Origin of the sequence: Pseudomonas sp. IT-P12, assembly GCF_949767465.1 — a bacterium.
Taxonomy (GTDB): domain Bacteria; phylum Pseudomonadota; class Gammaproteobacteria; order Pseudomonadales; family Pseudomonadaceae; genus Aquipseudomonas.
On record NZ_CATKPY010000022.1, the window covers coordinates 381,862 to 406,955 of the forward strand.

Below are 25,094 nucleotides of genomic sequence, written 5' to 3' on the forward strand. Positions count from 1 at the left end.
CTCGCGAAGGCGGTGTGTCAGTCGACATCTGTATCAGCTGACACACCGCCTTCGCGAGCAAGCCCGCTCCCACAGTTAACCGTGTCCGGCTTAGTGCCCCGACGCCGCAGGCCCCGCCTTCGCCGCGAACGGCGGCTTCGCCAGCCAGACGATCACGACCAGCCCCATGAACGCCCAGCCCAGCAGCGTGAAGTAATCCACGGTGGACAGCATGTAGGCCTGGCTGTTGAGCACCTGATCGAGTTGCGCATACGCCGGGGAGCCGGCCCCACCCAGATGCTGCAGGGCATCACGGGTGGCCGGGTCGTAGGGGGTGATGCTTTCGCTCAGGTACGCATGGTGCTGGTCGGCCCGACGAATCCAGATCCAGGTGGTCAACGACGCTGCAAAGCTGCCGCCCAAAGTCCGCAGGAAGGTCGCAAGGCCTGCGCCGTCAGCGATCTGGCTCGGTGGCAGGTCCGACATCAGGATGCTCAGGGTCGGCATGAAGAACAGCGCCACGCCAATGCCCATGAACAGCTGCACCAGGGCGATGTGCTGGAAGTCCACTTCGTTGGTGAAGCCGGCGCGCATGAAGCAACTCAGGCCAATCGCCAGGAACGCCAGGCCCGCCAACAGGCGCAGATCGAACTTGTGCGCGTACTTGCCGACAAACGGCGACATCAACACCGGCAGGATCCCGATCGGCGCCACCGCCAACCCGGCCCAGGTCGCCGTGTACCCCATCTGGGTTTGCAGCCACTGCGGCAGGATCAGGTTGATCCCGAAGAAGCCGGCATAACCCAGCACCAGCACCAGGGTGCCGATGCGGAAGTTGCGGTAGGCGAACAGCCGCAGGTTGACCACCGGGTGCTCGTCGGTCATTTCCCAGATCACGAACACCGCCAGGGCAATCACCGAAATGGCGGCGCCGATCAGGATGAAGTTCGATTCGAACCAGTCCAGGTCGTTGCCCTTGTCGAGGATCACCTGCAACGCCCCGACCCCGATGATCAGCGAGATCAGCCCGATGTAATCCATCGGCTGGCGACTGGTTTCCACCGGACGCGCCTTGAGCTGCTGGCGCACCACCATCACCGCGAAAATCCCGATGGGCACGTTGATGAAGAAGATCCACGGCCAGCTGTAGCTGTCGGTGATCCAGCCGCCCAGAATCGGCCCGGCAATCGGCGCCACCACCGTGACCATCGCCAGCAACGCCAGGGCCATGCCGCGTCGTGCCGGAGGATAGACCGCGATCAGCAGCGTCTGGGTCATCGGGTACAACGGCCCGGCCACCAGCCCTTGCAGGACCCGGAAGCCGATCAGTTCCGGCATCGAGGTGGAAATGCCGCAGAGAAACGAGGCCAGCACAAACAGGATCGTCGCCCACAGGAACAGTTTCACTTCGCCGAAGCGCCGGCTGAGCCAGCCGGTCAGCGGCAGCGCGATCGCGTTGCTCACGGCGAAAGAAGTGATCACCCAGGTGCCCTGCTCCGAACTCACGCCGAGGTTGCCGGAAATGGTCGGCAACGCCACGTTGGCGATGGTGGTGTCCAGCACTTGCATGAAGGTCGCCAACGACAGCCCGATGGTACTGAGCAGCAGGCTGGGGGGTGTGAAAGACGCGTTATTGCTCATCGCGGATCCTATGCAAACATGAGGACGGGCGCAGCCGCCCCTTCCTGTGGGAGCGGGCTTGCCCGCGAATGCGTAGTGTCAGATGACACAGATGTCGGCTGAAAAAACGCATTCGCGAGCAAGCCCGCTCCCACAGGATTTGTGTGGGGTCAGCGCTGCGCGGTCTTGCTGACGGCAGCGCTGTTGTCGTGGATCAACTGCGTGATCATCGCATCGGCTTCGGCCAACTGACGGTCGTAGACGCTGGTGCTGAACGAAGCCTTTTGCGGCGGCTGTTGCGCCAGCACCGGACCGCTCTGGTCGCGCAGGTTCACCTCGACCTGGGTCGACAGGCCCACGCGCAGCGGGTGCCGGGCCAGCTCTTCGGCGTTGATGTGGATACGGACCGGAACCCGCTGCACGATCTTGATCCAGTTACCGGTGGCGTTCTGCGCCGGCAACAGAGCAAATGCGCTGCCGGTGCCGGCGCCGAGGCTGTCGACGGTGCCGCTGAATTTCACATCGCTGCCGTAGAGGTCGGCCTCGATGTCCACCGGCTGGCCGATGCGCATGTCACGCAGCTGGGTTTCCTTGAAGTTGGCGTCGATCCACAGCTGGTCCAGGGGAATCACCGCCATCAGCGCGGTTCCCGGCTGTACCCGTTGACCGAGCTGCACGGAACGCTTGGCCACATAGCCGGTGACCGGCGCGATCAGGGTGCTGCGCGCCTTGTTCAGGTAGGCCTGGCGCACTTGCGCGGCCGCCGCCATGACGTCCGGGTGTGACGACACCACGGTGTCATCGACCAGCGCGCTGGTGGTTTTCAATTGCTGCCGGGCGTTGGCCAGGGCGTTTTGTGCCGAGGTCAGGTCGTCGCGAGCGTGGGACAACTCTTCCTGGGAAATCGCCCCGCCTGCGGCCAGGTTCTTGCGCCGGGTGAAGTTGTCCTGGGCCTTCTGCACTTCGGCCTGCTGGGCGTTGACCTGGGCTTTCATGCCGTCGACGTTGCTGTACAGGCCGCGCACCTGGCGCACGGTGCGGGCCAGGTTGGCCTGGGCGCTTTGCAGACCGACCTCGGCATCGTTCGGGTCGAAGTTGACCAGCACCTGGCCTTCGTGGACCAGGTCGCCATCATCGGCGCCAATGCTGACCACGGTGCCGGTGACCAACGGCGTGATTTCCACCACGTTGCCATTCACATAGGCGTCGTCAGTGCTTTCGTTCCAGCGGCCGTAGAATTCGTGATAACCCCAGACGCCGACACCGGCGAGGATCACTACGACCGCCAGCACGAACAACATGAGCTTGCGTTTGCGCGGGTTGCCGTTGTCTGGAGCGTCAGGGGTTTGAGTGTGGGCGGTGGCCATGACAATTACCTTGAATTAGTGGGTCTGCGTGGCTGGGGTTGCGTTGGCTGCGGCCAGGGTGTCGCCCTGAAAACCGCCGCCCAGCGCCTGCATCAACTGAATCGACAGGTCGATCTGCTCGGCATTCAGGTTGGCCAGCTGGCGCTGGGCCTGGAGCAGTTGCTGCTCGATGCTGAGCACGTCCAGGTAGTTCCCGATACCGGAACCGTAGCGTTGGACCACGGTGTCGTAGGACTCCTGGGCGATGTCGGTCGCATGCTGCTGGGCGCCGATCTGCCGACCGATATCGCGTAACTGGTTGAGGGTGTCGCTGACATCCCCCAGTGCTTTCACCAGGCTTTTGTTGTACTGCGCCACCGCGAGGTCGTAATCGGCATCGCGGGCATCGAGGTCGGCACGCAGGCGACCGCCGTCGAAAATCGGCACCGAGACCGTGGGGGCGATGTTGAAGAAACGACTGGCAGAACCGAACATCGCGTCGCCCAACAGGGATTCGGCACCGGCAGCGGCGCTGAGGTTCAAGTTCGGGTAGAAGCGGGTCTTGCTGGCGTCGATGTCCTTGCTCGCCGCCTCCACCCGCCAGCGCGCGGCCACCAGGTCTGGACGGCGGCCAAGCAGTTCAGCCGGCAACACCGACGGCAAGGCGACGGCACTGGGCTGGAGAACCTTCGGCCGGGCGACTTCATTGCCACGATCCGGGCCCTTGCCAAGCAGGACCGCCAGGGCGATCTTTGCGCTTTGCAGGCGTTTTTCGGCGTCGATCAGACTGGCCTGGGACGAGGCCTCCAGGCTTTCGGTCTGCTGGAACTGGTACTGACTGTCAATGCCGGCGCTCAGGCGACGCTGGCTCAGGTCGAGCATTTGCCGGGTGCGCTTGAGGTCCTCGCTGGCCAGGTCATGAATGATGTGCGCCTGGCCCAGATCGCTGTAGGCGCGGGCGACATCGGCTGCCAGGGTCAGTTGCGCGGCCTGTCGATCGACTTCGGCGGCACGGGCCTGACCCAGCGCGGCTTCCCAGGCAGCGCGCTGGCCGCCCCAGAGGTCGAAGTCGTAGTTGAAACTGACGCCAACGTTACGCACGGTGGAGTACGCATCGCCCTCGCCCCGAGGGTCCTGATCACGGGCCAGGCGCGATCGGCTGACGCCGGCGCTGGCATCGAGGGTCGGCATGCGCGCGGCATCGGCAGCAGACGCTGCAGCGCTGGCCTGATGGGCACGGGCATCGGCAATCTGCAGGTCGGGGCTGTCTTGCAGCGCTTCGCGGATCAGGCCATCGAGCTGTGGGTCGCCGAGGCTTTTCCACCAATCGTTCTTGGGCCAGGCCGCCGGCGACAGGGTCACGCCGCTCAAGGATTGTCCGGCCTGCAGGTTTTTCGCGTCGAGGCTTTTGCCTTCGGTGGCCAGGCCACTGTAACTGGCGCAACCGGCCAGCATCATGGCCGCCAGCAACCCGCTCAGGCCGGTACGAAAAGTCTTGCCGTTCATTTGTCACCTACCCGCAGCAAGGTGATCGAGTCACCGGCGGCCACCAGGATTTTCTTCAGGATCTGTTCCAGGGTGATCAACTCTTGCGGGGTGATCGCACCGGCCAACTCATTCATCGCCTCGGCGCCGATGTGCGGCAGGCGATCGGCGAGCGTCTGCCCTTCCGTCGTCAGCACCAGTTGCACCTGACGGCGATCGGCTTCGCTGCGTTGGCGGGCGAGGAAACCCTTCTGCTCCAGGCGATCGAGCATGCGTGTCATCGAGCCACTGTCGAGCGACAGGTGCCGGCACAACTCGGCGGGGGTGTCGACACCGAACTGGGCCATGATGATCAGCACCTTGAACTGCGCGGCGGTGATGCCATGGGGTTCCATGTGTGTGTCGATGATCCGGTCCTTGAGCAACGCTGCGCGCCCAAGCAACAGGCCGAGATGGCAGTTGTGGAAATTGTCCGGGGTGAAATGATTCATCTGATCACCAATTAGCTGCCTAGGCAGTGAATGTATGACGAGATGTTACTGCCTAGGCAGCAAATGTCCAAGCATTAGTTAGTTAGCTTTTTATTTAATTGACAGGTGGTGGTCCCCCATCGCGTGCAACCCCTGCTCGCGATACGGGTCAACGGCGACGTTGGGCTGTCCGAATCGGCTTTGCCGCCTCGGGGCGCCGCCGTCCGGCGGGGCCTAGAAGTCCCGTTTGTAGAAGATGTCCAGCGAGCTGGCCACGCCGCCCGCCGCCTCCAGGTACACCTTCTTGCTCAGCTTGTAACGCAGGGCGATGGTGTTGGCCGGCTCGAACACGCCGACGCCGTAACGCAGGCTGAGTTTTTCCGAGAGGTTGCCGCTGGCGACCACGCTGGTGGTGTTGCCGCTGCCTTCGGTGTCGAGCTGGAAATCCTCGATCCCCAGGCCGCTGGCCAGCTTGCCGGTGACCCCGGCACTGCCCATCAGGCCCAGGCCCAGCGCGGCTTGCGCCAGCATGTTGTTGTCTTCGCCGCTGGTGCTCAGCGGACGCCCCAGCACCAGGTAGGACAAGGCCTGCTCCTGGCTCATCGCCGGCTCGGAAAAGATCTGCGTGGTCGGCTGCTCGGCACTGCCGCTGAGGCGAATACCGGCAATGACGTCGTCGGTCTGGCGAATGGCTTCGATGTCCAGGTAAGGCTGATCGATCGGTCCGGCAAACAACAGGCGCGCCCGGCGCACCGTCAACCGCTGGCCGTAGGCGCGGTAACGTCCGTCGTTGAGCCACAGCTCGCCACGGGTGTCCAGGTTGTCGCCGATGTGCACGTGCCCTTGCAGGTTGGCGGTCAGACCAAACCCGGCAAAGCTGAGTTTGTCCTCGCCGACCTGCACGTCGATGTCCATCTTCATGGCCACCGGCGGTTTGCCCTCTTCGGTCTGCTGGCCGATGATCACCGCATCGTCCGAGAGCTTGACCGTCGACGGCGGCAGCTCGCGCACGGTGATCGCGCCCCGGGGCACCCGCACCTTGCCGGCCACCGCCAGCTCATCGCCCTTCATCGAAATGCGCAGGTCCGGCTCGACTTCCAGCTTGGCGTAAGGCTCGACCGTCACCGGCAACTGCGTGCCCTTGAGCGCCAGGTCCACCACCAGCGCCTGGCCCCAGGCGATGTCGCCGCTCAGGCTGCCCTGCCCGTTCTGGCCGCTTTTCCAGCCGCCCTTCAATTGCACGCTTTCACCGGCGATGAGCGCTTGTACTTGCAAGGCCTGCAGTTCCATCGGCAGTTCCGGCCCGGAGACTTCGCCCTCACTGAGCAGCAGGTTGCCGTTGATCAGCGGCGCCATCAGCGTGCCTGCGATCGTGCCGCTGCCGTTCAGGCGTCCGCCGAGTTTCTCGACCATCGGCACGAAGGGGCGCGCCACCGACAGGTCGAGGCCATTGAGGCGAAACGCGCCGGTCAACGGTTTGTTTTTCGCCAGCGGATTGATCTGCGCCTGCACGTTCAATTCGCCGAGCTTGTTGCCGACGAACACCAGTTCGCTGTCGATGCGCCTGGGCGTGAGTTTGCTGGTGAGTTTCAGGGTCTGGTAGGGGAAGTCCAGCCACTGGTCCTTTTCCTTCACACGCAAGGTGCCGCCACCGGCATCGAGGCTGACCAGACCGTTCGGGCCGCTGGCCGGCAGGTCCAGTTGCACATCGGCATTGAGCACGCCCTTCCAGGCGAAATCCTTCGGCAACCACTGCGCCAGGCTCTCGATCGGGAACTGCTTGAGGTGGTAACGCAGCTTCGGCTCCGGCATCAGGCGCTGGTCCTCGCCGCACAGGCTGGCCGCACCGGACATCCAGCAATGGGCGCCGAAGTTGATTTTGCCGTCCGCCAGCCGTTCGAGTCTGGCCGGGCCTTGCAGCTTCCAGTCCTGGCCGCCCGTTCGGAGATCGCCGCTGGCCAGGCGACCGCGCCAGTTGCCCTTGTCCAGCGTGCCATCGAAGCCAAGGGCCAGCTTCAACTGCGGGCCTTGCAGATCGAGCGCCAGCTGCTGCTTTTTGATATCGCCCTGGCCGCTGGCCGTTAACGTGCCCAGGGCAGTGTCGCCGACCTGGATGCCGCTGCCCTTGAGGTCGACTTTGGCCCGTTGCGCGCTGTCGAGGGTGGCGTCGAGGTTGAGGCTTTGCAGACGATTGTCCTGGAACGCCAACTGCGTGCCTTGCAGCCCGAGCTTGCCCTGCGGCGCCTTGAGCGTGCCGGCGACGTCGATCCGGCCGTTGAGTTGCCCGCGCAGTTGCGGCCAGAGCTGGGCCAGGCGCGGCAGCTTGAGGTCGATCTGGCCGGCCAGCTTCTCGTGCAGGCTGCCCTTGCCGCTGATGCTGTTGTCGCCAAGGCGGATTTGCAGGGCGCTGAGGTTCCATTGCTGACCGCCGCCTTCGGCCTTGGCCTGGATCACCGCTGGTTGACCGCGCAGCTTGCCCTTGAGATCGAGATCGGCGTCGAGGCTGAGTTTTTCATTCTTCAACTCGCCCTTGCTGCGCAGCGGCCCCGCGAGGACGCCGGGCAATTCCGCGACCCAGTACGCCGGATTGAGGGCGGACAGGTCGAGTGCGGTGTCCCAGGCAAGGCCCTCGGCGAATTGCAGGTTCAGGTGCCCTTCGGCCTTGCCCTGCCCCGCTTCGAGCTGGATCTGTTGCAGGTAGAGGCTGCTCAGGTCGCCGGCGAACGGGCTGCTCAGGCTGAACGCCCCGGCCGGGCCATCCAGCGCGGCCTTGAAGTTGCCCAGGTAGTGGCCATCGGTGTAGGAGACTTCACCCTTGAAGCTGCGCAGGGCCACCTCCGGTTCATCGATCAGCGGATAGAGACGGTGCCAGGGGAAGTCCAGCCAATCGATGTTGGCCGTGGCGCTCAGGCCTTTGCTCCAGTCGACCACGCCGGTGAGTTTGAGGGTCTGCCTGTCGCTGGCCGTCAGGTCCAGCCCGGCGATTTGCGCACCGTTGGCGTCGACCTTGCCTTGCAGCACCAGCGCGACCGGCCCCTGCTCGGCCGGCAGCGTGGCGTTGCCGCGCAGTTGATAGCCGCTTTTGAGGTCGCCCTCGCCGCTCAGTTGCAGTTGATTGAGTTGCAGGGTGTCTGGCAGATCGGCGTCGGGTTTGAAGCCATCCGCCGTGATCTGCACCCTGGCCGGCAGGTTTTCCACCAGCGGCTGCAACTCGCCGCTCAGTTGACCGTCGAGGTAACCGTGGCTGTCGGCGTGCAGTTTCAGGGTCTTGAGCAGATCACCGTTGATGTTCAGGTCCAGCGTCCAGGGGGCCGGGGTCGCCAGCTGCAGTTGGCCGGAAGCCGTCAGCGGCCAGTTGCCGGAGGGTTGCAGCAGGCCGGAAAGGTTCAGGCTCATGTCGTCGCGCTGCAACCGCACGGCATCGATCTGCAGCCCCTGTACAGTCCAGTGCGCCGCCAATTGCAAGCCCTTGAGTTCTTCACTGCCGTTGAACAACAGGCGGCCGACCTGCACGTCGCCCAGTTCCAGGGACAGCGGCAATTTCAGGTCCGGCAGGCTGATCGGGTTGCTATCGCCTTCGTCCGTCCCCGGCGGGAGTTGCAGGCTGACCTGATCGGCTTTCAACTGCTCGATGCACAGCGTCATGCGCGCCAGGCACCCGGGCGACCAGGCAAAAATCACCCGGTCCAGCTCAATTCGGCGGGTGTCCTGTTGCAAGAGCACATGGTCGGCGCTCCACTGCCCACCCAGCCGCCCCTGGAAATTCTCGACCGCCAACCCCGGCACAAACCCCAGCGCCCAGCGGCTGCCCGTCGCCGTGCCCAGCACGGCGGTGAGCGCCAGCAGCACCAGCACCAGCAATGCCGGAATTGCCAGCAGCGTTATTTTCAAACCACGCTTCACAGCTCGGGCCCCATGGAAAAGTGCAGTCGAATGCCGCCGTCGTCGTCCATCGCGTGGGCCAGGTCGAGGCGAATCGGCCCCACCGGCGACACCCAGCGCACGCCGATACCGACCCCGGTCTTGAGGTTCGGCAGTTCGAGTTTGTTGAAGGAGTTGCCCTGGTCGATGAAGGTCGCGACCCGCCACTTTTCGGCAATGGAGTATTGATACTCGGCACTGGCGGCGACCATGTAGCGGCCACCGATGCGGTCGCCATCGGAGTTTTCCGGGGACAGGCTCTGATAGTCGTAGCCGCGCACGCTTTGATCGCCACCGGCGAAAAAGCGCAGGGACGGCGGCACCGATTTATAGCCGTTGGTGGCGCTGCCGCCGACCTGGATCCGACCGAGGAAGCGGTGTTTGTCGAAGACCGTGGTCAGGCCTTTCACCAGGGCGGTGCCGTACAGCAGGTTATTGTCGGAGCCCAGGCCTTCCTTGGCCACCTTGGTATCGAATTCCAGGCGATAGCCGTTGTGCGGATCGATGCGGTTGTCACTTTTGAGGTACGAATAGCTGACCCCGGGCATCAGCAGGGTACTGAGGCCGGAATCGTCACCGAGCCGATATTCTTCGCGTTGCCATTTCAGCGACACCACCCGTTGCCAGCCGCTGGGCAGCTTGCTGTGCCACTCGGGACCCAGGGTCAGCAATTTGCTCAGGCTGTCCTTGTCGGCGATTTCTTCGTTCTGGTAGCCACCGGCGAAGCGCAGTTTGTCGGTCAGTGGCGGGTCCAGGGGTATGTCGTAGAACACCCCGACGTTCTGCCGTGGCGCCGAGATTTCGGTTTCCCAACCATAACTGTGGCCCTGGGGGTTGACCCAATGCCGCGTCCAGTTGGCCTTGAGCCGGGGGCCGACATCGGTGGAGTACCCCAGGCCGAGCCCCAGGGTGCGCGGTTTTCGGGTTTCGAGCTTGACGTCCACCGGGATCACGTCCTCTTTGGACGCCGTCGGCGCAGCATCGACGCGCACGCCTTCGAAATAGCCGCTCGATTGCAGGTTGCGGTTCAGTTCGGCGATCAGTTCGGAATCGTAAGGCGTGCCCGCCTTGAACGGCACCATGCGTTGCAGCAGGTCTTCGTCGAACGGCGTGTCGCCTTCGAAACTGACGTTGCCCAGGGCATAACGCGGGCCGCTGTCGTACACCAGTTCAATATCGGCAACGCCCGCTCGCGGGTCGATGGCAAGTTTTTGTCGAGTGAAACGGCCGCTGAAGAAGCCGTAGCGCGACGCCTGGTTCTGGATCAACCGCTTGGCGTCTTCATAATGGCCATGATTGAGCACCGCACCGGTTTTCAGCGCCGTGCTTTTCGGCACCCGGAAGGATTTGAGCGAGGCCGCCGGGCCGTCAATGCGGATCGTGACGGTGCGCAGATGAATCGGCTCGCCAGGTTCGATGGTGAGCACCAGGCGCGGCGTCTTGCCGCCTTTCACATCGCTTTCGATCTGCGGCTGGTAATACCCCAGGGCCTGAGCGGCCTTGCGCGCCTGTTCCTCGGCTCCACGACTGAAGCGCAACAGGGCTTCCTCGTCACGATCACCGAGGCTGCCGATATAGCCCTCTATATTGGCTTTCAGTTCGTCGTTGGACGGTTTGATCCGCACATCCAATTCACTTTGCGCCAGCGCCGCGCAGCTGGTGAACAGCATCAGCACGCCGCTGGTAAATCTTCCTGGAAACTTCATAGGCGCGGATGCTAACACGAGCTTGGGAGCGTGATAGAACCTCGCGTGGCGCGAAAGTTCTACCGTTTATGCCGAGGCGGTTTGCAGTACCTGCGGATTGGCGTGGAAAAACACATGCTCGCGGATCGGTCCGACCGCCACTTCACCGACTTCCTCGTAACCCTGGCGCTTATAGAACTCCAGGTACCGCGGATTGCCGGTATCGAGCACCACCCCCTGGGAGTGCTCATCCTCCGCGCACCAGTTGTGTACCGCTTGCAGCAACTGCTCGCCGAAGTGCTTGCCCTGGAACTGCGGGTGAATGCCCAGCAACGGCAGCAGGTGCACCGAATCCGACGGCACGCAGGCCATCACCGCATCGTGGTACTCGAGGTAGCGGCGCGTGCAGCGAAAGCCGGTGCTGAGCACCATGCGCAAACGCCAGGCCCAGCTTTCGGTGATGCCCAAACGCCGTTGCGGCGGCGCAATCAGGGCAATGCCGATCAACCGGTCGTTGACCAGCAGGCCGATGGCCGGCAGGTCTTGCAGGAAATGCTGCTTGACCAGCTCACGCACTGTGGCGCGTACCCGCTGCTCATAACCGGGACGCTCGGCTTCGAACAGGTAACCGAAGGTCGGTTCGTGGCGGTAGGCCTGGTACAGCAGAGAACGGGCTTCGCGGGAGTAGCCGCTGTCGAGCATGTGGATCGCGGCAATCGCGGTTGAGGTTTCGGGCATAGCGGTAGATCTCCCCGGGGACAGCTCAAAGGGCTGCTCTTGTTGTTACGAGCCTCCAGGCACAGGCACAGTTCCTTACTGAATGAAATCAGTGTCGGCTGTACCGCCTTATCGCGAGCAGGCTCGCTCCCACAAAGGTATAGACCACACGGGTGATTTTGTGGGGGCGAGCCTGCTCGCGATAAAACCAGGCCTACGCAGATCAGGCAGAACGCTCACCCCGCACTGGCCCCAATCCCACAGGTCAGCTAGCATCGCCCTTTTGCCAGGACCTGCCGACCATGAAGATCGTCTCCTTCAACATCAACGGGCTGCGCGCTCGCCCCCATCAGTTGGCGGCGCTGATTGAAAAGCATCAACCCGACGTGATCGGCCTGCAGGAAACCAAGGTCCATGACGACCAGTTCCCGCTGGACGAGGTCCAGGCGCTGGGTTATCACGTGCATTTCCACGGGCAAAAGGGTCACTACGGCGTCGCGCTGCTTTCACGCCAGGCACCGCTGGCGCTGCACAAGGGTTTCGTCACCGATGAAGAAGACGCTCAGCGCCGCTTTATCTGGGGCACCTTCGCCGACGCCAATGGCGTGCCGGTCACCATCATGAATGGCTATTTCCCCCAGGGCGAAAGCCGCGACCATCCCACCAAGTTTCCCGCCAAACAACGTTTCTACAGCGACCTGCAGCACCTGCTGGAAAGCCAGTTCAGCAACGAGCAGCCGCTGGTGGTGATGGGCGATGTGAACATTTCCCCGGAAGACTGCGACATCGGTATCGGCCCGGATAACATGAAGCGCTGGCTGAAAACCGGCAAGTGCAGCTTCCTGCCGGAAGAACGCGAGTGGATGGCGCGCCTGAAGAACTGGGGGTTGGTCGACAGCTTCCGTCACCTGAACCCGGACGTGGCCGACCGCTTCAGCTGGTTCGACTACCGCAGCCGCGGGTTCGAGGACGAGCCCAAGCGTGGTCTGCGCATCGACCTGATCATGGCCTCCCACGGGCTGTTGCCGCGGGTGAAGGATGCCGGCGTGGACTACGAACTGCGGGGGATGGAAAAGCCCTCGGACCATGCGCCGATCTGGCTTGAACTCAGCTGAACCGAGTTGAACCGTAAAAATATCTGTCATCCGATGGAAACAATACTGACTTAATCTCCCGGCACTTTCCTTTATCAAGGTGCCGGCATGTCGCTGCGCGTTTTTTTCCTGTCCATGTTGTGCGTCGCCCTGCCGGTCACCACCTTGGCCGCTGACCTGCCGATGCCCGGGCAAGGCCCGGTGCTGCGCATCCAGGGTTCCAATACCATCGGCGCGGCGTTGGGCCCGGCGCTGGTCGAGGGCCTGATGCGCGAACAGGGCCTGCTCAAGGTGCACAGCGAAGCACCCGATACCGCCAACGAGTTGCGCGTGGTCGGCGAAACCGCACAAGGGCAGCGGGTCGAAGTGCAACTCGCCGCCCATGGCTCGAGCACCGGATTCACGGCACTGAAAAATGCCGCCGCCGACCTGGCCGCGTCCTCGCGCCCGATCAGGGACAGCGAGGTACTGGCCCTTTCGTCCCGTGGCGACCTGAAGAGCCCCGGTGCCGAGCAGGTCATCGCCATCGACGGTCTGGCCATCATCCTCCACCCGCACAACCCGCTGACACAACTCAACACCGAGCAACTGGCGCGCATCTTCAGCGGCGAAGCGAAAACCTGGGAAGAACTCGGCGGCCACGGCGGGACGATCCACCTGTACGCACGCGATGACCAATCGGGCACCTACGACACCTTCAAGGAACTGGTCCTCGGCCGTCGCGGCAAAACCCTGAGCAACGCGGCGAAACGCTTCGAGTCCAGCGAGCAATTGTCCGACGCGGTCAGCCTCGATCCGCAAGGCATCGGCTTCATCGGCCTGCCCTATGTACGCCAGGCCAAGGCCGTGGCCATCGTCGACGGCCAGTCCCAGGCCATGTTGCCGCTCAACAGCCTGATTGCCACCGAAGACTATCCGTTGTCACGCCGGCTGTTCCTTTACCTGCCGCCCAACGGCAAAAACCCTTGGGCCGAAGCTCTGGTCGCCTTCGCCCAAAGCGCCAAGGGCCAGGCCATCGTCGCCGCCAACGGCTTCATTGCCCAGACCGTGCAAGCCATGACCGTCGCGCCCAACGCCCTGATGCCCGAGGGCTACCAGGCGCTGAGCCGTCACGCCCAGCGCCTGAGCGTGAATTTCCGTTTCGAGGAAGGCAGCGCGAGCCTGGACAACAAGGCCCGGCAGGACCTGACCCGGGTACTCGACTACCTGCGCCAGACCGGCAAGACCGACCGGCAGGTGACGCTGGTGGGGTTCGGCGATGCCAAGAGCGACCCGGCACGCGCCGACCTGTTGTCGAAATTGCGAGCCATGGCGGTACGCCGGGAACTGGTGAAAAGCGGCGTGGTGTTTCGCGAGATCCGCGGCTTTGGCGCCGAAATGCCGGTGGCGGCCAACAGCGCGGATGAGGGGCGGATCAAGAACCGGCGGGTTGAGGTGTGGGTTTACTAGGGCTTGCACTGAGACATCAGTGAACCCGGAATTTGTTTTCGGCGCCGATCCATTGTGGGAGCGAGCCTGCTCGCGATTGAAGCCGCAACACCACGGGGTGTCAGGCAGACAGGGTCATCGTTGACGACCCTCGCGAGCGGGCTCGCTCCCACAGGTTTATGCGTTGATATCAGCCGAGCAGCTTCTGCAACTGCGCCGTGGTATCGGTCGCGCCCATGGTTTTCGCTGCATCCAGTGCCGAGACGCCGTTGGCGTCCTTGGCCTGGGGGTCGGCGCCTTTGCTGATCAGGTAGTCGACGATTTCAACGCGGTTGAACATCGCCGCCATCATCAGCGCCGTGCGGCCGTCGAACGACGAGCCTTCCACTTGCGCACCACCGTCCACCAGGGCCTGGACCACCGCCAGGTCGCCCTTGAACGCTGCGCCGGCAATCGGGCTCTGGCCGTTGTCGTTGCGGATTTCCGGGTCAGCCTTGTGTTCGAGCAACACCTTCACGGTATCGACATGGCCGTGGTAGGCGGCCAGCATCAGCAGGGTATCGCCCTTGTGATTGCGCAGGTTGGGCGGCAGGCCCTTGCTCAGCAGCGCAGCCATCATCGCCGCATCGCCCTCACGCGCCTTGTTGAAGACCTGTTCGGCAAATTCGGCGGCTTCCTCGGGGGTCATCTGGCGGCCTTGGTCGGACATTGGAAACTCCACTCACAGTTATTCGCAAAGCCGACAGTTTCCCGAGCGGCTCCGAACCTGTCACTTGTTTTTTCTCATGCAGCCCCATAGCCACACTCAATAGCGGAACTGCCCGCCATGAATCTGCGCCAGCAGCTGTTCGGTGACCTGCACATAGGTGTCGGTTCCCGGCAGCCAGGCATAGATCGGATCGTCGCCGGTCCGGCCAGGGTCGAAGGCTTCATCCTTGAGTCGGGTCTTCTGGTATTTGAAGGTGCCGGTGGTTTCCATTTTCACCTTCACCCGCAGGAACAGCGGCACCGCATACGCCGGCATGCGCTCGCGGACAAAGGTCAGCAGCTCACTGAAATCCAGGGTCGCCAGCGACTCGGCAGGCGTGATCGCCGCCATGCCCGCGCGCCCGTTGGTGTTGCGCACCTCCACCCCGTACGCCACGGCTTCGGAAATATTCGGGTGCTGCAAAAGGATGTTTTCGACCTCGGTGGTCGACACGTTTTCGCCTTTCCAGCGGTAAGTGTCGCCCAGGCGATCGACGAACTGCGCGTGACCAAAACCGATGTTGCGCAACAGATCGCCGGTATTGAAGTACCGGTCGCCCTTCTCGAACACGTCGTGCAACACGACGTTCTCGGTCTTCTGCGGATCGGTGTAACCGTCCAGTGGCGCCTTGTCGTCGATCTTCGCCAGCAACAGCCCCTGTTCGCCCCTGGCCACCTTGCGCATGAAACCCGTGGCGTCGCGTACCGGCGCGCCGCTGTCGTGGTCATAGGCCGCCAGTTCCCAGGACATCAGCGAAAATCCCACGGTGTTATCGAAGTTGAGCGCGTTGGTGAAACCGATGTTGCCGTCGCTGGCCGCGTACAGCTCACAGATGTGCTGAACCGCGAAGCGCGTTTTGAACGCGTGCCACGCACCGGGGCGCAGGCCGTTGCCGATCATCTTGGTCACGCCATGCCGGTTGTCGTCGGGACTCGGCGACTGATCGACCAGGTAGCGACACAACTCGCCGACGTAACCAATGGTGGTCGCACGGTAGGCACGCACATCGCTCCAGAACTGACTGGCACTGAACTTGCGGCGGATGGCGAACCCGGACGACCCACTGACGGCCGAGCCCCAGCACACACACAGCCCGGTGGCGTGATACAGCGGCAAGGTGCAATAGACGACGTCTTCAGGTCGCATATCCAGAGCAATCAGGCCGAAACTCGCGGAACTGCGCATCCAGCGGCCGTGCTTGAACACGCCGGCCTTGGGCAGACCGGTGGTGCCTGAGGTGTAGATGTAAAAGCAGGGGTCGTCGAAGAAAACCTGCTGGCTGCTGGCAGGGTTGTCGTCCGGCCCGTCGACGGCCGCGGTCATCAGGTTGATGAAGCCGTCGGGGGCGATGCCTGGCTGGTTGTACGTGTCCTGATCGGCGACAAACCAGCTGCGCCGGGCGTCTATCGAGACCCGCTCGCGCACCGCTGAAAACGCCGGCACCAGCTCTTCGCCGAGAATGATCGCCACGGGGGCCACCAGGTTCAGGCTGTGGACCAGGGTGTCGCGGGTTTGCGCGGTATTGAGCAAGGCGCTGACCGCGCCAACCTTGGCCACCGCCAGGATGCTCACCAGCAGTTCCGGGCGGTTGTCGATGAACACGGCCACCACGTCGCCCTTGCGGATGCCTTGGGCAATCAGGTAGTGGGCGATGCGATTGGCCCACTGATTGACCTGCCTGTAACTGAACACCGCGTCGCCCTGCAGCAAGGCCGGCCCATCAGGGTTGCGCACGGTCGCCTGCTCGAAACTCCAGCCCAGGCCACACGCCTGGGTCGGGTCCGTGACATTCGCAACCTTCATGCCCTTCACCACCCGCGGGATGGCCCTGGCAATCGACGGCAGCTTGCGCAGCATCATGCTCCAGGTGATCGTGTCGTTCGTGATGCGGCGCATGCAGGCTCCCGTTCGATCTTTTTATTGTCGGGCAACGGTGATTGAACCCGAAAATACGTCAACGGTTCTTGAGCTGTACACGCGGTTTTTGAAATGTTTTGTATCCGCCAAAGCGAGGGCCAACGGCGCGAACACCCGGGAAGCGATTGGTTCCGTGCCAGTGACGTCCATCTCGCAAAATGCAGGATGCACGATGGCCGTTCATGCAGATTGCACGACGATGAAAATTCGACTTTATTTTATGTTGTTGTTTTTTAAGTGATTTTCAAGATTCTGAATACTGGCACAAACGCTGCAACTCTCTGGACATGCTTGCCATTCAAAGCCAACGGAGCTGATAGACATGAGCCTGATCCAGGAAAAATTTTCGTCCCTGTTCTCCAACTTCGAAGTCACCACCCTGCCACGCCCGGACGGCGGCATCCTGCTGACGCTGCGCAGCAGCGAGGGCCGGGTATTCAAACGCTCGATCTCCTACCAGCAGTTGCATGCCGGTGATCAACTGTCCTGGGTGATCAGCGCGATCCGCCGTGACCTGGCCGAGCAGGCCAGCGAACTGCCACAGATTTCCATGCTGCAGAGTCAGCAACGGTTTGCGTTGCCGACGTACCATTCCGCCTGATAGATCCTGGGTGGACGCGAGTCTCTCGCGATGAACGACCAGAAGACGCGGGCCTGCCAGCCCGCGTTTTCGTTGGCATTCAGAACGTGGAAGGATCGATCCGCGCAAAGCTGTCGAGCGTCACATGCCCCGCCAGCGCCCCGCCTTGCCGCGCCAGCCCGCACGTCGCCATACCCGCTTCGCGCGCCGCGTCCAGCTCTTCGACGATGTCCGACAAAAACAGGATCTGTGACGCCTCCAGGCCGATGGCCTGGGTGATGCGCCGATAGGACTGCGCCTCACGCTTGGGTCCGGACGTGGTGTCGAAATACCCCTTGAACAACGGCGACAGGTCCCCCGCCTCCGAGCAGCCGAAGATCAACTTCTGCGCCTGGATCGAGCCCGAAGAATAGACGAACAGCTGGAAACCCTGCCGATGCCAGCGCTGCAGCGCTTCTACGGCATCCGGGTACACGTGGCCCTTCAACTGCCCGGCCTGGTAGCCCTGCTCCCAGACCATGCCTTGCAACGCCTTGAGCGGCGTGGCCTTGCGGTCTTCGGCAATCCACCCCAGGAGGATCTCGATCACCCGCTCGACCTCCGCGCCCGGCTCATCGCTGTCCCGGCGCACGGCGTCCAGTTGTTCGGCGACATCGGCGCGGGTGGCGTGCTGGCGCACGAAGTCCGGCAAATGCCGGGCAGCGTAGGGAAACAGCACATCGAAGACGAAACTCACCGCGCTGGTGGTGCCTTCGATGTCGGTGAGAATCGCTTTGATCGGCATCGACTCAGTCCTCCAGACGCGGGAAGCGGCTGGCGATGTCATCGCCGGTGAAATTGGCCACCCAGCCTTCTGGGTTGTTGAACAGGCGGATTGCCACGAAATGCGGATGCTCGCCCATGTCAAACCAGTGCGGGGTGCCGGCCGGCACGGAGATCAGATCGTTCTTTTCGCACAACACGGCGTACACATAATCGCCCAGGTGCAGAGTGAATAGACCGCGCCCGGCCACGAAAAAGCGCACTTCATCTTCGCCATGGCGGTGTTCGTCGAGGAACTTGGCGCGCAGTTCGGCTTTTTGCGGGTGATCGCTGTTGAGGCTGATCACATCGACCGTGATGTAGCCGCGCTCGGTCATCAGTTGGTCAATCTGCGCCTGATAGGCCGCGATCACCTCTTCCTGGCTGGCGCCCGGCTGGATCTTCGCCGCCGCTTGCCAGCGATCGAAGCGCACACCCTGCTCCGCCAGGGTGGCGGCGATGTCTTCGAAATGGGTCAGCACCTTGTTCGGAATGTCAGGGCTTGAGACGTGGTAGACGGACAGGCTGCTCATCAGGGCAACTCCTTAACGGTTCATGCTTGGCGATTCAAAGAGCGGGTTTTCAACTCGCACTCGAACAAAAATTCAAAGGCCTCGATCTGCCGCAACGCATCGCTCATGCGTGCGCCCCAGGTGTAGAGGCCATGGCCGCGGATCAGGTAACCCACGCAATCGGGATGGGCCTGGAGCCAAGGCTGCACCTTGGCCGCCAGGCGCGCAATATCCTGATCGTTGTCGAAAATCGGCACGCACACCCGGGATTCGTGGGTCGTGACGCCACTGAAGGCCTTTTGCAGCTCATAGTCCTCGAACTCGATGAAATCCCCCGGCGTCAGGCGCGACAGCACCGTGGCGTTGACCGAATGGGTGTGCAGCACCGCGCCGATCTCCGGGCGCCAACGGTAGAGCTGGGTGTGCAGCAAGGTTTCGGCGGACGGTTTCTTGCCCGGTTCCAGGCTGTTGCCCGAGAGATCCGTGGCCAGCACATCGTCAGGCCCCAACTGGCCCTTGTGCTTGCCGGAAACGGTCAATAAGGCTTCGGTGGGCGACAGACGCGTCGAATAATTGCTGCTGGTGGCCGGCGACCAGCCGCGTCCATAGAGAAAACGCCCGGCGTCGATGATTTCCTGGGCGAGGTGTTCACGGGTAAGGCTCATGGCCTGTCCTCTTGCATACGTGTGGCAATGATAATGGCAGCGGCGAAGGCTGCGAGACTGGCGATACTAAAGGTCCATGCGGGGCCGAGGGTATTCCAGCTGTAGCCGGAATACAGCGCGCCCAAGGCGCCGCCCGTGCCGGCCAGCGCGGCATACAACGCCTGGCCCTGCCCTTGCTGGCGCGCTCCGAAACTACGTTGCACGAACTGGATGGCAGCGGCGTGAAAGCTGCCGAACGTCGCCGCGTGCAGCACCTGGGCAAACAACAGCACCCCGACGAATTCGGCGAACGACCCCAGCAACAACCAGCGCAGCGCCGCCAGCAGGAAACTCGCCAGCAACACCCGGCGGACCGAGAACCGGGTCAGGATCTTGCTCATGGCCAGGAACATCAGGACCTCGGCCACCACGCCCAGTGCCCAGAGCATGCCGATCAGGCCACGGCTGTAACCCAGGCGCTCCAGGTGCAAGGTCAGAAAGGTGTAATAGGGACCGTGGCTCATCTGCATCAGCGCCACGCACCCGTAGAACGCCAGTACGCCGGGGCTGCGCAACTGCTTGAGAAAGCCATCCCCGGCCAGGCGTTCGCCCTGGACCGGCTGGGCGTTGGGCACCCACAGGCTGCTGACCACGATGCCGGCCATGATCAGCACCAGCGCCGCCGGGTAAATGTCCAGGCTCAGCCATTCGAACAACCGTCCCAGCGCCACCACGGTGATGATGAACCCGATGGAGCCCCACAAGCGGATCTGGCTGTAACGCTGGGTCTGGCCATTCAAGTGCGCCAGGGTGATGACTTCGAACTGCGGCAGCACCGCGTGCCAGAAAAACGCATGCAACGCCATGACCATCGCCAGCCAGGCGTAGGTCTTGCTGACGAAGATCAGCGAGAAGGTCAGCAGCGTGCACACCGCGCCAAAACGCACAATGGCCAGGCGCCGCCCGGTGTAGTCACCGAGCCAGCCCCAGATGTTCGGGGCCACGCAACGCATCAGCATCGGGATCGCCACCAGTTCGCCAATGCGCGCGGCGCTGAACCCCAGGTGATCGAAGTACAACGCCAGAAACGGCGCTGTCGAACCGAGCAAGGCGAAATAGAACAGATAGAAACTGGAAAGCCGCCAGTACGGGAGCGCCGCCACGGTCATCAGACCGCAGCGACCGACAGGTCAGCCATTAAAGCTGCCCCAGCACCGGCGTGCTCACGCGCACATCGGCGTTCTGCCCGCGGTGTCGCAGCAGGTGATCCATCAACACGATGGCCATCATCGCTTCGGCGATGGGCGTGGCGCGAATACCGACACAAGGGTCGTGACGGCCCTTGGTGATCACATCCACCGGGTTGCCATGGATGTCGATCGAACGCCCCGGTGTGGTGATGCTCGACGTCGGCTTCAACGCCAGGTGCGCAACGATGGGCTGGCCGGACGAGATGCCGCCCAGGATGCCGCCGGCGTTATTGCTGAGGAAGCCCTGCGGCGTCAGTTCGTCGCGGTGCTCGGTGCCACGCTGGGCGACGCTGGCGAAACCGGCGCCGATTTCCACGCCCTTGACCGCGTTGATGCTCATCAGCGCGTGAGCCAGTTCGGCATCGAGACGGTCGAAAATCGGCTCGCCGAGGCCTGGCATCACGCCTTCGGCGACGACGGTGATTTTCGCGCCGACCGAGTCCTGATCGCGACGCAGCTGGTCCATGTAGGCTTCCAGCTCCGGCACCTTGTCCGGATCGGGGCTGAAGAACGCGTTCTGCTCCACCGAGTCCCAGGTCTTGAACGGGATTTCGATCGGGCCGAGCTGGCTCATGTAGCCACGAATGACGATGCCCTGGGAGGCCAGGTACTTCTTGGCAATCGCGCCCGCCGCCACGCGCATCGCGGTTTCCCGCGCCGAACTGCGACCGCCGCCGCGGTAATCGCGCTCGCCGTACTTGTGGTGGTAGGTGTAGTCGGCGTGGGCCGGGCGGAACAGATCCTTGATCGCCGAGTAGTCCTTGGACTTCTGGTCGGTATTGCGGATCAACAGGCCGATGGCGCAACCGGTGGTGCGACCCTCGAACACGCCCGACAGGATCTCGACTTCGTCGGCTTCCTGGCGCTGGGTGGTGTGACGGCTGGTGCCGGGTTTGCGGCGGTCCAGGTCGCGCTGCAGATCCTCGAGGGAAATCTCCAGCCCCGGCGGGCAGCCGTCGACAATGGCGACCAACGCCGGACCATGGCTCTCGCCTGCGGTGGTGACAGTGAACAGCTTGCCGTAGGTATTGCCGGACATGCAGGACGCTCCGTGAAATCGAACCCAAATACGTAATGCGCGCCAGTATACGCAGGCTCCCCAAGTAGTTCATCCTCGAACCTTATGGAGGCCTGTGAGTCCAACCGGCACCCTTGTGAATGATGGCGTGATGATGCTGCGAGTTTTAGCCTTGAGTCTGACCCTGTTTACCGGCTTTGTGCAGGCCACCGTGCTGCAACGGCCGATCTCGCTGGATACCGGCACCGGAGAGCTGTTCGGCTCCCTGCTGCTGCCCAAATCCGACCAGCCGGTGCCGGTGGTCCTGATCATTTCCGGCTCAGGGCCCACGGATCGCGACGGCAACAACCCCGACGGCGGGCGCAACGACAGCCTCAAGCGCCTGGCCTGGGTGCTGGCCAAGCACAACGTCGCCAGCGTGCGCTATGACAAGCGCGGCGTGGCGGCGAGCCTGGCGGCCACCCCGGATGAACGCAACCTGTCGGTGGAGGCCTATGTGGCCGACGCCCAGGCCTGGAGTCGCAAACTCAAGAGCGATCCGCGCTTCGGCCCGTTGATCCTGCTGGGGCACAGCGAAGGCGCGCTGATCGCCAGCCTCGCCGCGCCGAGCGTCGATGCCGCAGCGGTGATTTCCATGTCCGGCAGCGCCCGTCCCATCGACCAGGTGTTGCGCGAGCAACTGGCCCGCAGCCTGCCACCGCCGCTGATGCTGCGCAGCAATGAACTGATCGACAGCCTCAAGGCCGGGAAAACCGACGACAACGTGCCGTCACCACTCCAGGTGATTTTCCGCCCGAGCGTGCAGCCCTACCTGATCTCGTTGTTCCGCCAGGACCCGGCGGCGGCGTTTGCCCGGCTGAAAATGCCGGCGCTGATCATTCAGGGCAGCCACGACATTCAAGTCGGGGTCGATGATGCGCGGCAACTGAAGGCAGCCAAGCCGGACGCCGAGCTGGCGCTGATCGACGGCATGAACCACGTCTTGCGCATCGTGCCCAACGACGTCAAACGGCAACTGGCGTCCTACAAGGACCCGCAATTGCCCCTGGCTGCCGAACTGGGCACGCGCATTCTCGGGTTTATTGACGGACTTCGCACCCGTTAAACGCCTATTGACCCTCCAGTCCTGGAAAAAACGGCCGATAAGCCTTTGTCGTCAGCGCACGTGCTGACGACAAGCTGAGCTTGGACAGGATCTCGCCGTTATGACCGATACCCAGACTTCACCCGACACCACCGCTGAAAAAGACGCACCGCCAGCGGTCGAGCTGCCATGGGCGGACGTCCACGTCGAGCACCACAAGATGCTCCGCCTGGCGCCGCTGACCACCGATCGCAACACCGGCGGGCGCCCCCTGCGCTTTGTCGAGTTCGGCTACGCCGAGCGCAATGACAAGAAACACAGCCTGTTGCGCATGACCATCTCCCTGCCCGGCCAACGCGTGCGCAAGGAACAGAATCACCTCGACGTGTGGGTCGACCACACCGAAAAACGGGTGCGTTTCGCACCGGACAGCGGATTGCAGATCGAGCCGATGAATCGCGGCATCGGGCGCTACCTGGCGGCCCAGGGCATCAGTTGGGCGAAAAAGCGCTGGCCCGCCTACACCGTCGACGGCACCGACCTGAACAACAAGGACGCGCTGAACGAAGACACGCGCCTGCGCCGCGATCATTTCCTGCGCGTCCACGGTTTCGATGTGGTCTACGCCGACGCCCAGCACCTCAAAGGCAGCGTCAAGGAAGTGCGGGTCGGCGACCTGCTGTCCGACTGGAACACGGAAAAGCTGCAACAGGTGGAAATTCTCGAGGCGGCGCAAATGCTCCAGCAGGCCGAACAGAACCTGGCCGAGCAGGAAGTGAAGCTCAAGAAGCATGAGGAAAAGGTCAGCAAGTACAAGCGTGAAGACGCGGGGCTGCGTTTCACCATTACCTGCCTGGTGGCCTTTGCGGTATTCCAGGCCGGCTTGCTGATCTGGATCGCCACGCACCGTTGAGGGCTTGAGAGCGTGTCGCGACCTTCGCTGGCAAGCCGGCTCCCACAAGGCTCAGTCCAGCCTGTGGGAGCGAGCCTGCTCGCGAAGGCGTCCTGAAGTCAGACGCGAGACGCGAACAACGCCTGATGCTCCCGGCACTGCTGCGCCGTCAACATGAACACGCCGTGTCCGCCGCGCTCGAAATCGAGCCAGGCGAAGTCGACTTCAGGGTACAACGCCTCGACGTGCACCTGGCTGTTGCCCACCTCGACGATCAACAACCCCTTCTCGGTCAGGTGCTCGCCCGCTTCGGCGAGCATGCGCCGCACCAGGTTCAAGCCATCGTCACCACAGGCCAGGCCCAACTCGGGCTCGTGGTGATACTCCTGGGGCATGTCGGCGAAATCTTCCGCATCGACGTAGGGCGGGTTCGACACGATCAGGTCGAAACGCTGCCCCGGCAAACCGTCGAACCCATCGCCCTGAACCGTGTACACGCGCTCATCGACGCCGTGACGCTCGATGTTCCGGTTAGCCACTTCCAGCGCTTCGAACGACAGGTCGGCCAGCACTACCTCGGCATTGCGAAACTCGTAGGCACAGGCGATACCGATACAACCGGAGCCGGTGCACAGGTCGAGAATCCGTGCCGGTTCGGCACCAAGCCAAGGGCTGAACTGCTTTTCGATCAACTCGCCAATCGGTGAACGCGGAATCAGCACGCGCTCGTCGACAATGAACGGCAGGCCGCAGAACCAGGCCTCACCCAGCAGGTAGGCGGTGGGGATGCGCTCTTCGATGCGACGCTTGAGCAGGCGTTGCAGGCGCACCAGCTCATCGTCTTCCAGGTTGCAGTCGAGGTAGCTGTCGGCGATTTCCCACGGCAGGTGCAAGGCACCCAACACCAATTGACGGGCTTCGTCCCAGGCATTGTCGGTCCCATGGCCGAAAAACAGATCCTCCCCATGGAAGCGGCTGACGGCCCAACGGATATGGTCACGCAGGGTACGAAGGCGGGAAGTGATCACAGCGGCAAACTCCAGAAAAAACGACAGGCGATTCTAACAGCCAAAACGCGGGACGACGATGCAGGAAAAACTTGGGTGCCGACGTAGGACTCCTCCATTTTTTGCGTTGGCTATTGAACAAAATGAGGATCTTGACAACGCTGTAAGCCAGCAACGACGGCCCCTGCGTTGGTAGCGATTCACAGAAGCGCTCAGCCAGAGGACAATGTCGCAAAAGCCCCACCCGAAGGAGCCCCAGAATGTCCGTTCCAAAAACGATGTTTCAACTCAGCGGCCGCGGTTATGCAGCAGCCAATCTGAGTCATGCAACGCTTGTGATCATCGATGCCCAGAAAGAATACCTCAGCGGTCCCCTGGCCCTGAGCGGCATGGATGCTGCCGTTGCGAACATCAAGCAACTGGTGGCCGCTGCCCGTGCCGCCGGCCGCCCCGTCGTGCATGTACGCCACCTTGGCACCGTCGGCGGGTTGTTCGACCCGCAAGGCGAGCGCGGGGAGTTCATCCCGGGCCTGGAGCCGCTGAGCGACGAAACCATCATCGGCAAGTTGCTGCCGAGTGCGTTCCACGGCACCGAACTGCTCGAGCGCCTGCAGAATCTCGGTTCACTGGACCTGATCGTGTGTGGGTTCATGAGCCACTCCAGCGTCAGCACCACGGTACGCGCCGCGAAAAACCTGGGCTTTCGCTGCACCCTCGTGGAAGACGCCTGCGCCACCCGCGATTTGCCCTACAAGGACGGGGTGTTGAGCGCCGAGCACGTTCAACAGACCGAAATGGCGATCATGGCGGATAACTTCGCCACCCTCGCCCTGACCCGCGATCTGATCTGATCGACGCAAGATGAGCGGTTTTTGCCGCCGCTCATCCGCAAAAGC

Annotated in this window: 21 protein-coding genes; 6 read left to right on the forward strand and 15 right to left on the reverse strand. The window is 62.9% G+C overall.

Annotation, left to right across the window (positions count from 1 at the left end; genetic code table 11):
• Positions 1–90 precede the first annotated feature (90 nt).
• The 7 genes from ACM6IM_RS16480 to ACM6IM_RS16510 all read right to left on the reverse strand — a co-directional run bounded on the left by ACM6IM_RS16480 (position 91) and on the right by ACM6IM_RS16510 (position 11,244).
• Positions 91–1,620: a DHA2 family efflux MFS transporter permease subunit gene (locus ACM6IM_RS16480; protein WP_414865722.1), complete on the reverse strand. Its 1,530-nt coding sequence runs from the start codon at positions 1,618–1,620 to the stop codon at positions 91–93.
• A 149-nt stretch (positions 1,621–1,769) separates the two neighbouring features.
• On the reverse strand, positions 1,770–2,966 hold the full coding sequence (locus ACM6IM_RS16485) for an efflux RND transporter periplasmic adaptor subunit (RefSeq protein ID WP_414865723.1): 1,197 nt from the start codon (positions 2,964–2,966) through the stop codon (positions 1,770–1,772).
• Positions 2,967–2,981: 15 nt separating this feature from the next.
• Entirely contained in the window at positions 2,982–4,451 is a 1,470-nt protein-coding gene (locus ACM6IM_RS16490) for an efflux transporter outer membrane subunit (RefSeq protein WP_414865724.1), read from the reverse strand.
• A complete protein-coding gene (locus ACM6IM_RS16495) occupies positions 4,448–4,921 on the reverse strand; it encodes a MarR family winged helix-turn-helix transcriptional regulator (RefSeq protein ID WP_414865725.1) in 474 nt (157 codons plus the stop codon). The genes ACM6IM_RS16490 and ACM6IM_RS16495 overlap by 4 nt, the downstream gene beginning before the upstream one ends.
• Before the next feature lie 213 nt (positions 4,922–5,134).
• A complete protein-coding gene (locus ACM6IM_RS16500; RefSeq protein WP_414865726.1) occupies positions 5,135–8,803 on the reverse strand; it encodes a translocation/assembly module TamB domain-containing protein in 3,669 nt (1,222 codons plus the stop codon).
• On the reverse strand, positions 8,800–10,527 hold the full coding sequence (locus ACM6IM_RS16505; RefSeq protein WP_414865727.1) for an autotransporter assembly complex protein TamA: 1,728 nt from the start codon (positions 10,525–10,527) through the stop codon (positions 8,800–8,802). Before ACM6IM_RS16505 ends, ACM6IM_RS16500 begins: the two co-directional genes overlap by 4 nt.
• A 66-nt stretch (positions 10,528–10,593) precedes the next feature.
• Positions 10,594–11,244 carry a GNAT family N-acetyltransferase gene (locus tag ACM6IM_RS16510; RefSeq protein ID WP_192304259.1) on the reverse strand — a complete coding sequence of 217 codons (651 nt, stop codon included), beginning with the start codon at positions 11,242–11,244 and terminating at the stop codon, positions 10,594–10,596.
• 281 nt (positions 11,245–11,525) lie between these two features.
• Here ACM6IM_RS16510 and xthA point away from each other — a divergent pair, with 281 nt between their 5' ends.
• Both xthA and ACM6IM_RS16520 read left to right on the forward strand, forming a co-directional pair.
• Complete coding sequence (xthA, locus tag ACM6IM_RS16515; RefSeq protein ID WP_201190708.1) at positions 11,526–12,338, forward strand: exodeoxyribonuclease III; 813 nt, start codon at positions 11,526–11,528, stop codon at positions 12,336–12,338.
• A gap of 87 nt (positions 12,339–12,425) precedes the next feature.
• Positions 12,426–13,766: a substrate-binding domain-containing protein gene (locus ACM6IM_RS16520; RefSeq protein ID WP_414865728.1), complete on the forward strand. Its 1,341-nt coding sequence runs from the start codon at positions 12,426–12,428 to the stop codon at positions 13,764–13,766.
• 169 nt (positions 13,767–13,935) lie between these two features.
• Here ACM6IM_RS16520 and ACM6IM_RS16525 read toward each other — a convergent pair whose 3' ends face one another.
• On the reverse strand, positions 13,936–14,454 hold the full coding sequence (locus tag ACM6IM_RS16525; protein ID WP_192304265.1) for an ankyrin repeat domain-containing protein: 519 nt from the start codon (positions 14,452–14,454) through the stop codon (positions 13,936–13,938).
• Positions 14,455–14,550: 96 nt separating this feature from the next.
• Positions 14,551–16,389 carry a long-chain-acyl-CoA synthetase gene (locus tag ACM6IM_RS16530; RefSeq protein WP_414865729.1) on the reverse strand — a complete coding sequence of 613 codons (1,839 nt, stop codon included), beginning with the start codon at positions 16,387–16,389 and terminating at the stop codon, positions 14,551–14,553.
• A gap of 343 nt (positions 16,390–16,732) precedes the next feature.
• On the opposite strand from ACM6IM_RS16530, the gene ACM6IM_RS16535 reads away from it, so the two are divergent.
• Positions 16,733–17,011: a DUF3509 domain-containing protein gene (locus tag ACM6IM_RS16535; protein WP_368559110.1), complete on the forward strand. Its 279-nt coding sequence runs from the start codon at positions 16,733–16,735 to the stop codon at positions 17,009–17,011.
• Positions 17,012–17,090: 79 nt separating this feature from the next.
• On the opposite strand, the gene mtnC is transcribed toward ACM6IM_RS16535, so the two are convergent.
• The 5 genes from mtnC to aroC are packed head-to-tail and all read right to left on the reverse strand — an operon-like array spanning position 17,091 to position 21,236.
• A complete protein-coding gene (gene mtnC, locus ACM6IM_RS16540; protein WP_414865730.1) occupies positions 17,091–17,774 on the reverse strand; it encodes an acireductone synthase in 684 nt (227 codons plus the stop codon).
• A gap of 4 nt (positions 17,775–17,778) precedes the next feature.
• On the reverse strand, positions 17,779–18,324 hold the full coding sequence (locus ACM6IM_RS16545; protein ID WP_192304273.1) for a 1,2-dihydroxy-3-keto-5-methylthiopentene dioxygenase: 546 nt from the start codon (positions 18,322–18,324) through the stop codon (positions 17,779–17,781).
• Positions 18,325–18,344: 20 nt separating this feature from the next.
• Positions 18,345–18,968, reverse strand: coding sequence for a methylthioribulose 1-phosphate dehydratase (locus ACM6IM_RS16550; protein ID WP_201190711.1), 624 nt, complete (start codon positions 18,966–18,968; stop codon positions 18,345–18,347).
• On the reverse strand, positions 18,965–20,116 hold the full coding sequence (locus ACM6IM_RS16555) for an MFS transporter (protein ID WP_414865731.1): 1,152 nt from the start codon (positions 20,114–20,116) through the stop codon (positions 18,965–18,967). The genes ACM6IM_RS16550 and ACM6IM_RS16555 overlap by 4 nt, the downstream gene beginning before the upstream one ends.
• Before the next feature lie 28 nt (positions 20,117–20,144).
• Positions 20,145–21,236 carry a chorismate synthase gene (gene aroC, locus ACM6IM_RS16560; protein ID WP_192304280.1) on the reverse strand — a complete coding sequence of 364 codons (1,092 nt, stop codon included), beginning with the start codon at positions 21,234–21,236 and terminating at the stop codon, positions 20,145–20,147.
• A 130-nt stretch (positions 21,237–21,366) separates the two neighbouring features.
• Here aroC and ACM6IM_RS16565 point away from each other — a divergent pair, with 130 nt between their 5' ends.
• Positions 21,367–22,320, forward strand: coding sequence for an alpha/beta hydrolase (locus tag ACM6IM_RS16565; RefSeq protein ID WP_414865732.1), 954 nt, complete (start codon positions 21,367–21,369; stop codon positions 22,318–22,320).
• 100 nt (positions 22,321–22,420) lie between these two features.
• A complete protein-coding gene (locus ACM6IM_RS16570) occupies positions 22,421–23,212 on the forward strand; it encodes a hypothetical protein (RefSeq protein ID WP_201190716.1) in 792 nt (263 codons plus the stop codon).
• A 98-nt stretch (positions 23,213–23,310) separates the two neighbouring features.
• Here ACM6IM_RS16570 and prmB read toward each other — a convergent pair whose 3' ends face one another.
• The gene (gene prmB, locus ACM6IM_RS16575) at positions 23,311–24,219 is read right to left on the reverse strand and encodes a 50S ribosomal protein L3 N(5)-glutamine methyltransferase (RefSeq protein ID WP_192304286.1); all 909 of its coding nucleotides are present in this window, start codon (positions 24,217–24,219) and stop codon (positions 23,311–23,313) included.
• A 239-nt stretch (positions 24,220–24,458) separates the two neighbouring features.
• Between prmB and ACM6IM_RS16580 the strand changes: the two genes are divergently transcribed.
• Positions 24,459–25,049 (forward strand): cysteine hydrolase family protein, encoded by a 591-nt coding sequence (locus ACM6IM_RS16580; protein WP_201190718.1) that lies wholly within the window; start codon positions 24,459–24,461, stop codon positions 25,047–25,049.
• Positions 25,050–25,094 lie beyond the last annotated feature (45 nt).

What these genes read in the sequence shown, in the direction of transcription:
- ACM6IM_RS16480 (WP_414865722.1), bottom strand. Translation starts at nt 1,620, where the DNA reads ATGAGCAATAACGCGTCTTTCACACCCCCCAGCCTGCTGCTCAGTACC.
- ACM6IM_RS16485 (WP_414865723.1), bottom strand. Translation starts at nt 2,966, where the DNA reads ATGGCCACCGCCCACACTCAAACCCCTGACGCTCCAGACAACGGCAAC.
- ACM6IM_RS16490 (WP_414865724.1), bottom strand. Translation starts at nt 4,451, where the DNA reads ATGAACGGCAAGACTTTTCGTACCGGCCTGAGCGGGTTGCTGGCGGCC.
- ACM6IM_RS16495 (WP_414865725.1), bottom strand. Translation starts at nt 4,921, where the DNA reads ATGAATCATTTCACCCCGGACAATTTCCACAACTGCCATCTCGGCCTG.
- ACM6IM_RS16505 (WP_414865727.1), bottom strand. Translation starts at nt 10,527, where the DNA reads ATGAAGTTTCCAGGAAGATTTACCAGCGGCGTGCTGATGCTGTTCACC.
- ACM6IM_RS16510 (WP_192304259.1), bottom strand. Translation starts at nt 11,244, where the DNA reads ATGCCCGAAACCTCAACCGCGATTGCCGCGATCCACATGCTCGACAGC.
- xthA (WP_201190708.1), top strand. Translation starts at nt 11,526, where the DNA reads ATGAAGATCGTCTCCTTCAACATCAACGGGCTGCGCGCTCGCCCCCAT.
- ACM6IM_RS16520 (WP_414865728.1), top strand. Translation starts at nt 12,426, where the DNA reads ATGTCGCTGCGCGTTTTTTTCCTGTCCATGTTGTGCGTCGCCCTGCCG.
- ACM6IM_RS16525 (WP_192304265.1), bottom strand. Translation starts at nt 14,454, where the DNA reads ATGTCCGACCAAGGCCGCCAGATGACCCCCGAGGAAGCCGCCGAATTT.
- ACM6IM_RS16530 (WP_414865729.1), bottom strand. Translation starts at nt 16,389, where the DNA reads ATGCGCCGCATCACGAACGACACGATCACCTGGAGCATGATGCTGCGC.
- ACM6IM_RS16535 (WP_368559110.1), top strand. Translation starts at nt 16,733, where the DNA reads ATGAGCCTGATCCAGGAAAAATTTTCGTCCCTGTTCTCCAACTTCGAA.
- mtnC (WP_414865730.1), bottom strand. Translation starts at nt 17,774, where the DNA reads ATGCCGATCAAAGCGATTCTCACCGACATCGAAGGCACCACCAGCGCG.
- ACM6IM_RS16545 (WP_192304273.1), bottom strand. Translation starts at nt 18,324, where the DNA reads ATGAGCAGCCTGTCCGTCTACCACGTCTCAAGCCCTGACATTCCGAAC.
- ACM6IM_RS16550 (WP_201190711.1), bottom strand. Translation starts at nt 18,968, where the DNA reads ATGAGCCTTACCCGTGAACACCTCGCCCAGGAAATCATCGACGCCGGG.
- ACM6IM_RS16555 (WP_414865731.1), bottom strand. Translation starts at nt 20,116, where the DNA reads ATGACCGTGGCGGCGCTCCCGTACTGGCGGCTTTCCAGTTTCTATCTG.
- aroC (WP_192304280.1), bottom strand. Translation starts at nt 21,236, where the DNA reads ATGTCCGGCAATACCTACGGCAAGCTGTTCACTGTCACCACCGCAGGC.
- ACM6IM_RS16565 (WP_414865732.1), top strand. Translation starts at nt 21,367, where the DNA reads ATGATGCTGCGAGTTTTAGCCTTGAGTCTGACCCTGTTTACCGGCTTT.
- ACM6IM_RS16570 (WP_201190716.1), top strand. Translation starts at nt 22,421, where the DNA reads ATGACCGATACCCAGACTTCACCCGACACCACCGCTGAAAAAGACGCA.
- ACM6IM_RS16580 (WP_201190718.1), top strand. Translation starts at nt 24,459, where the DNA reads ATGTCCGTTCCAAAAACGATGTTTCAACTCAGCGGCCGCGGTTATGCA.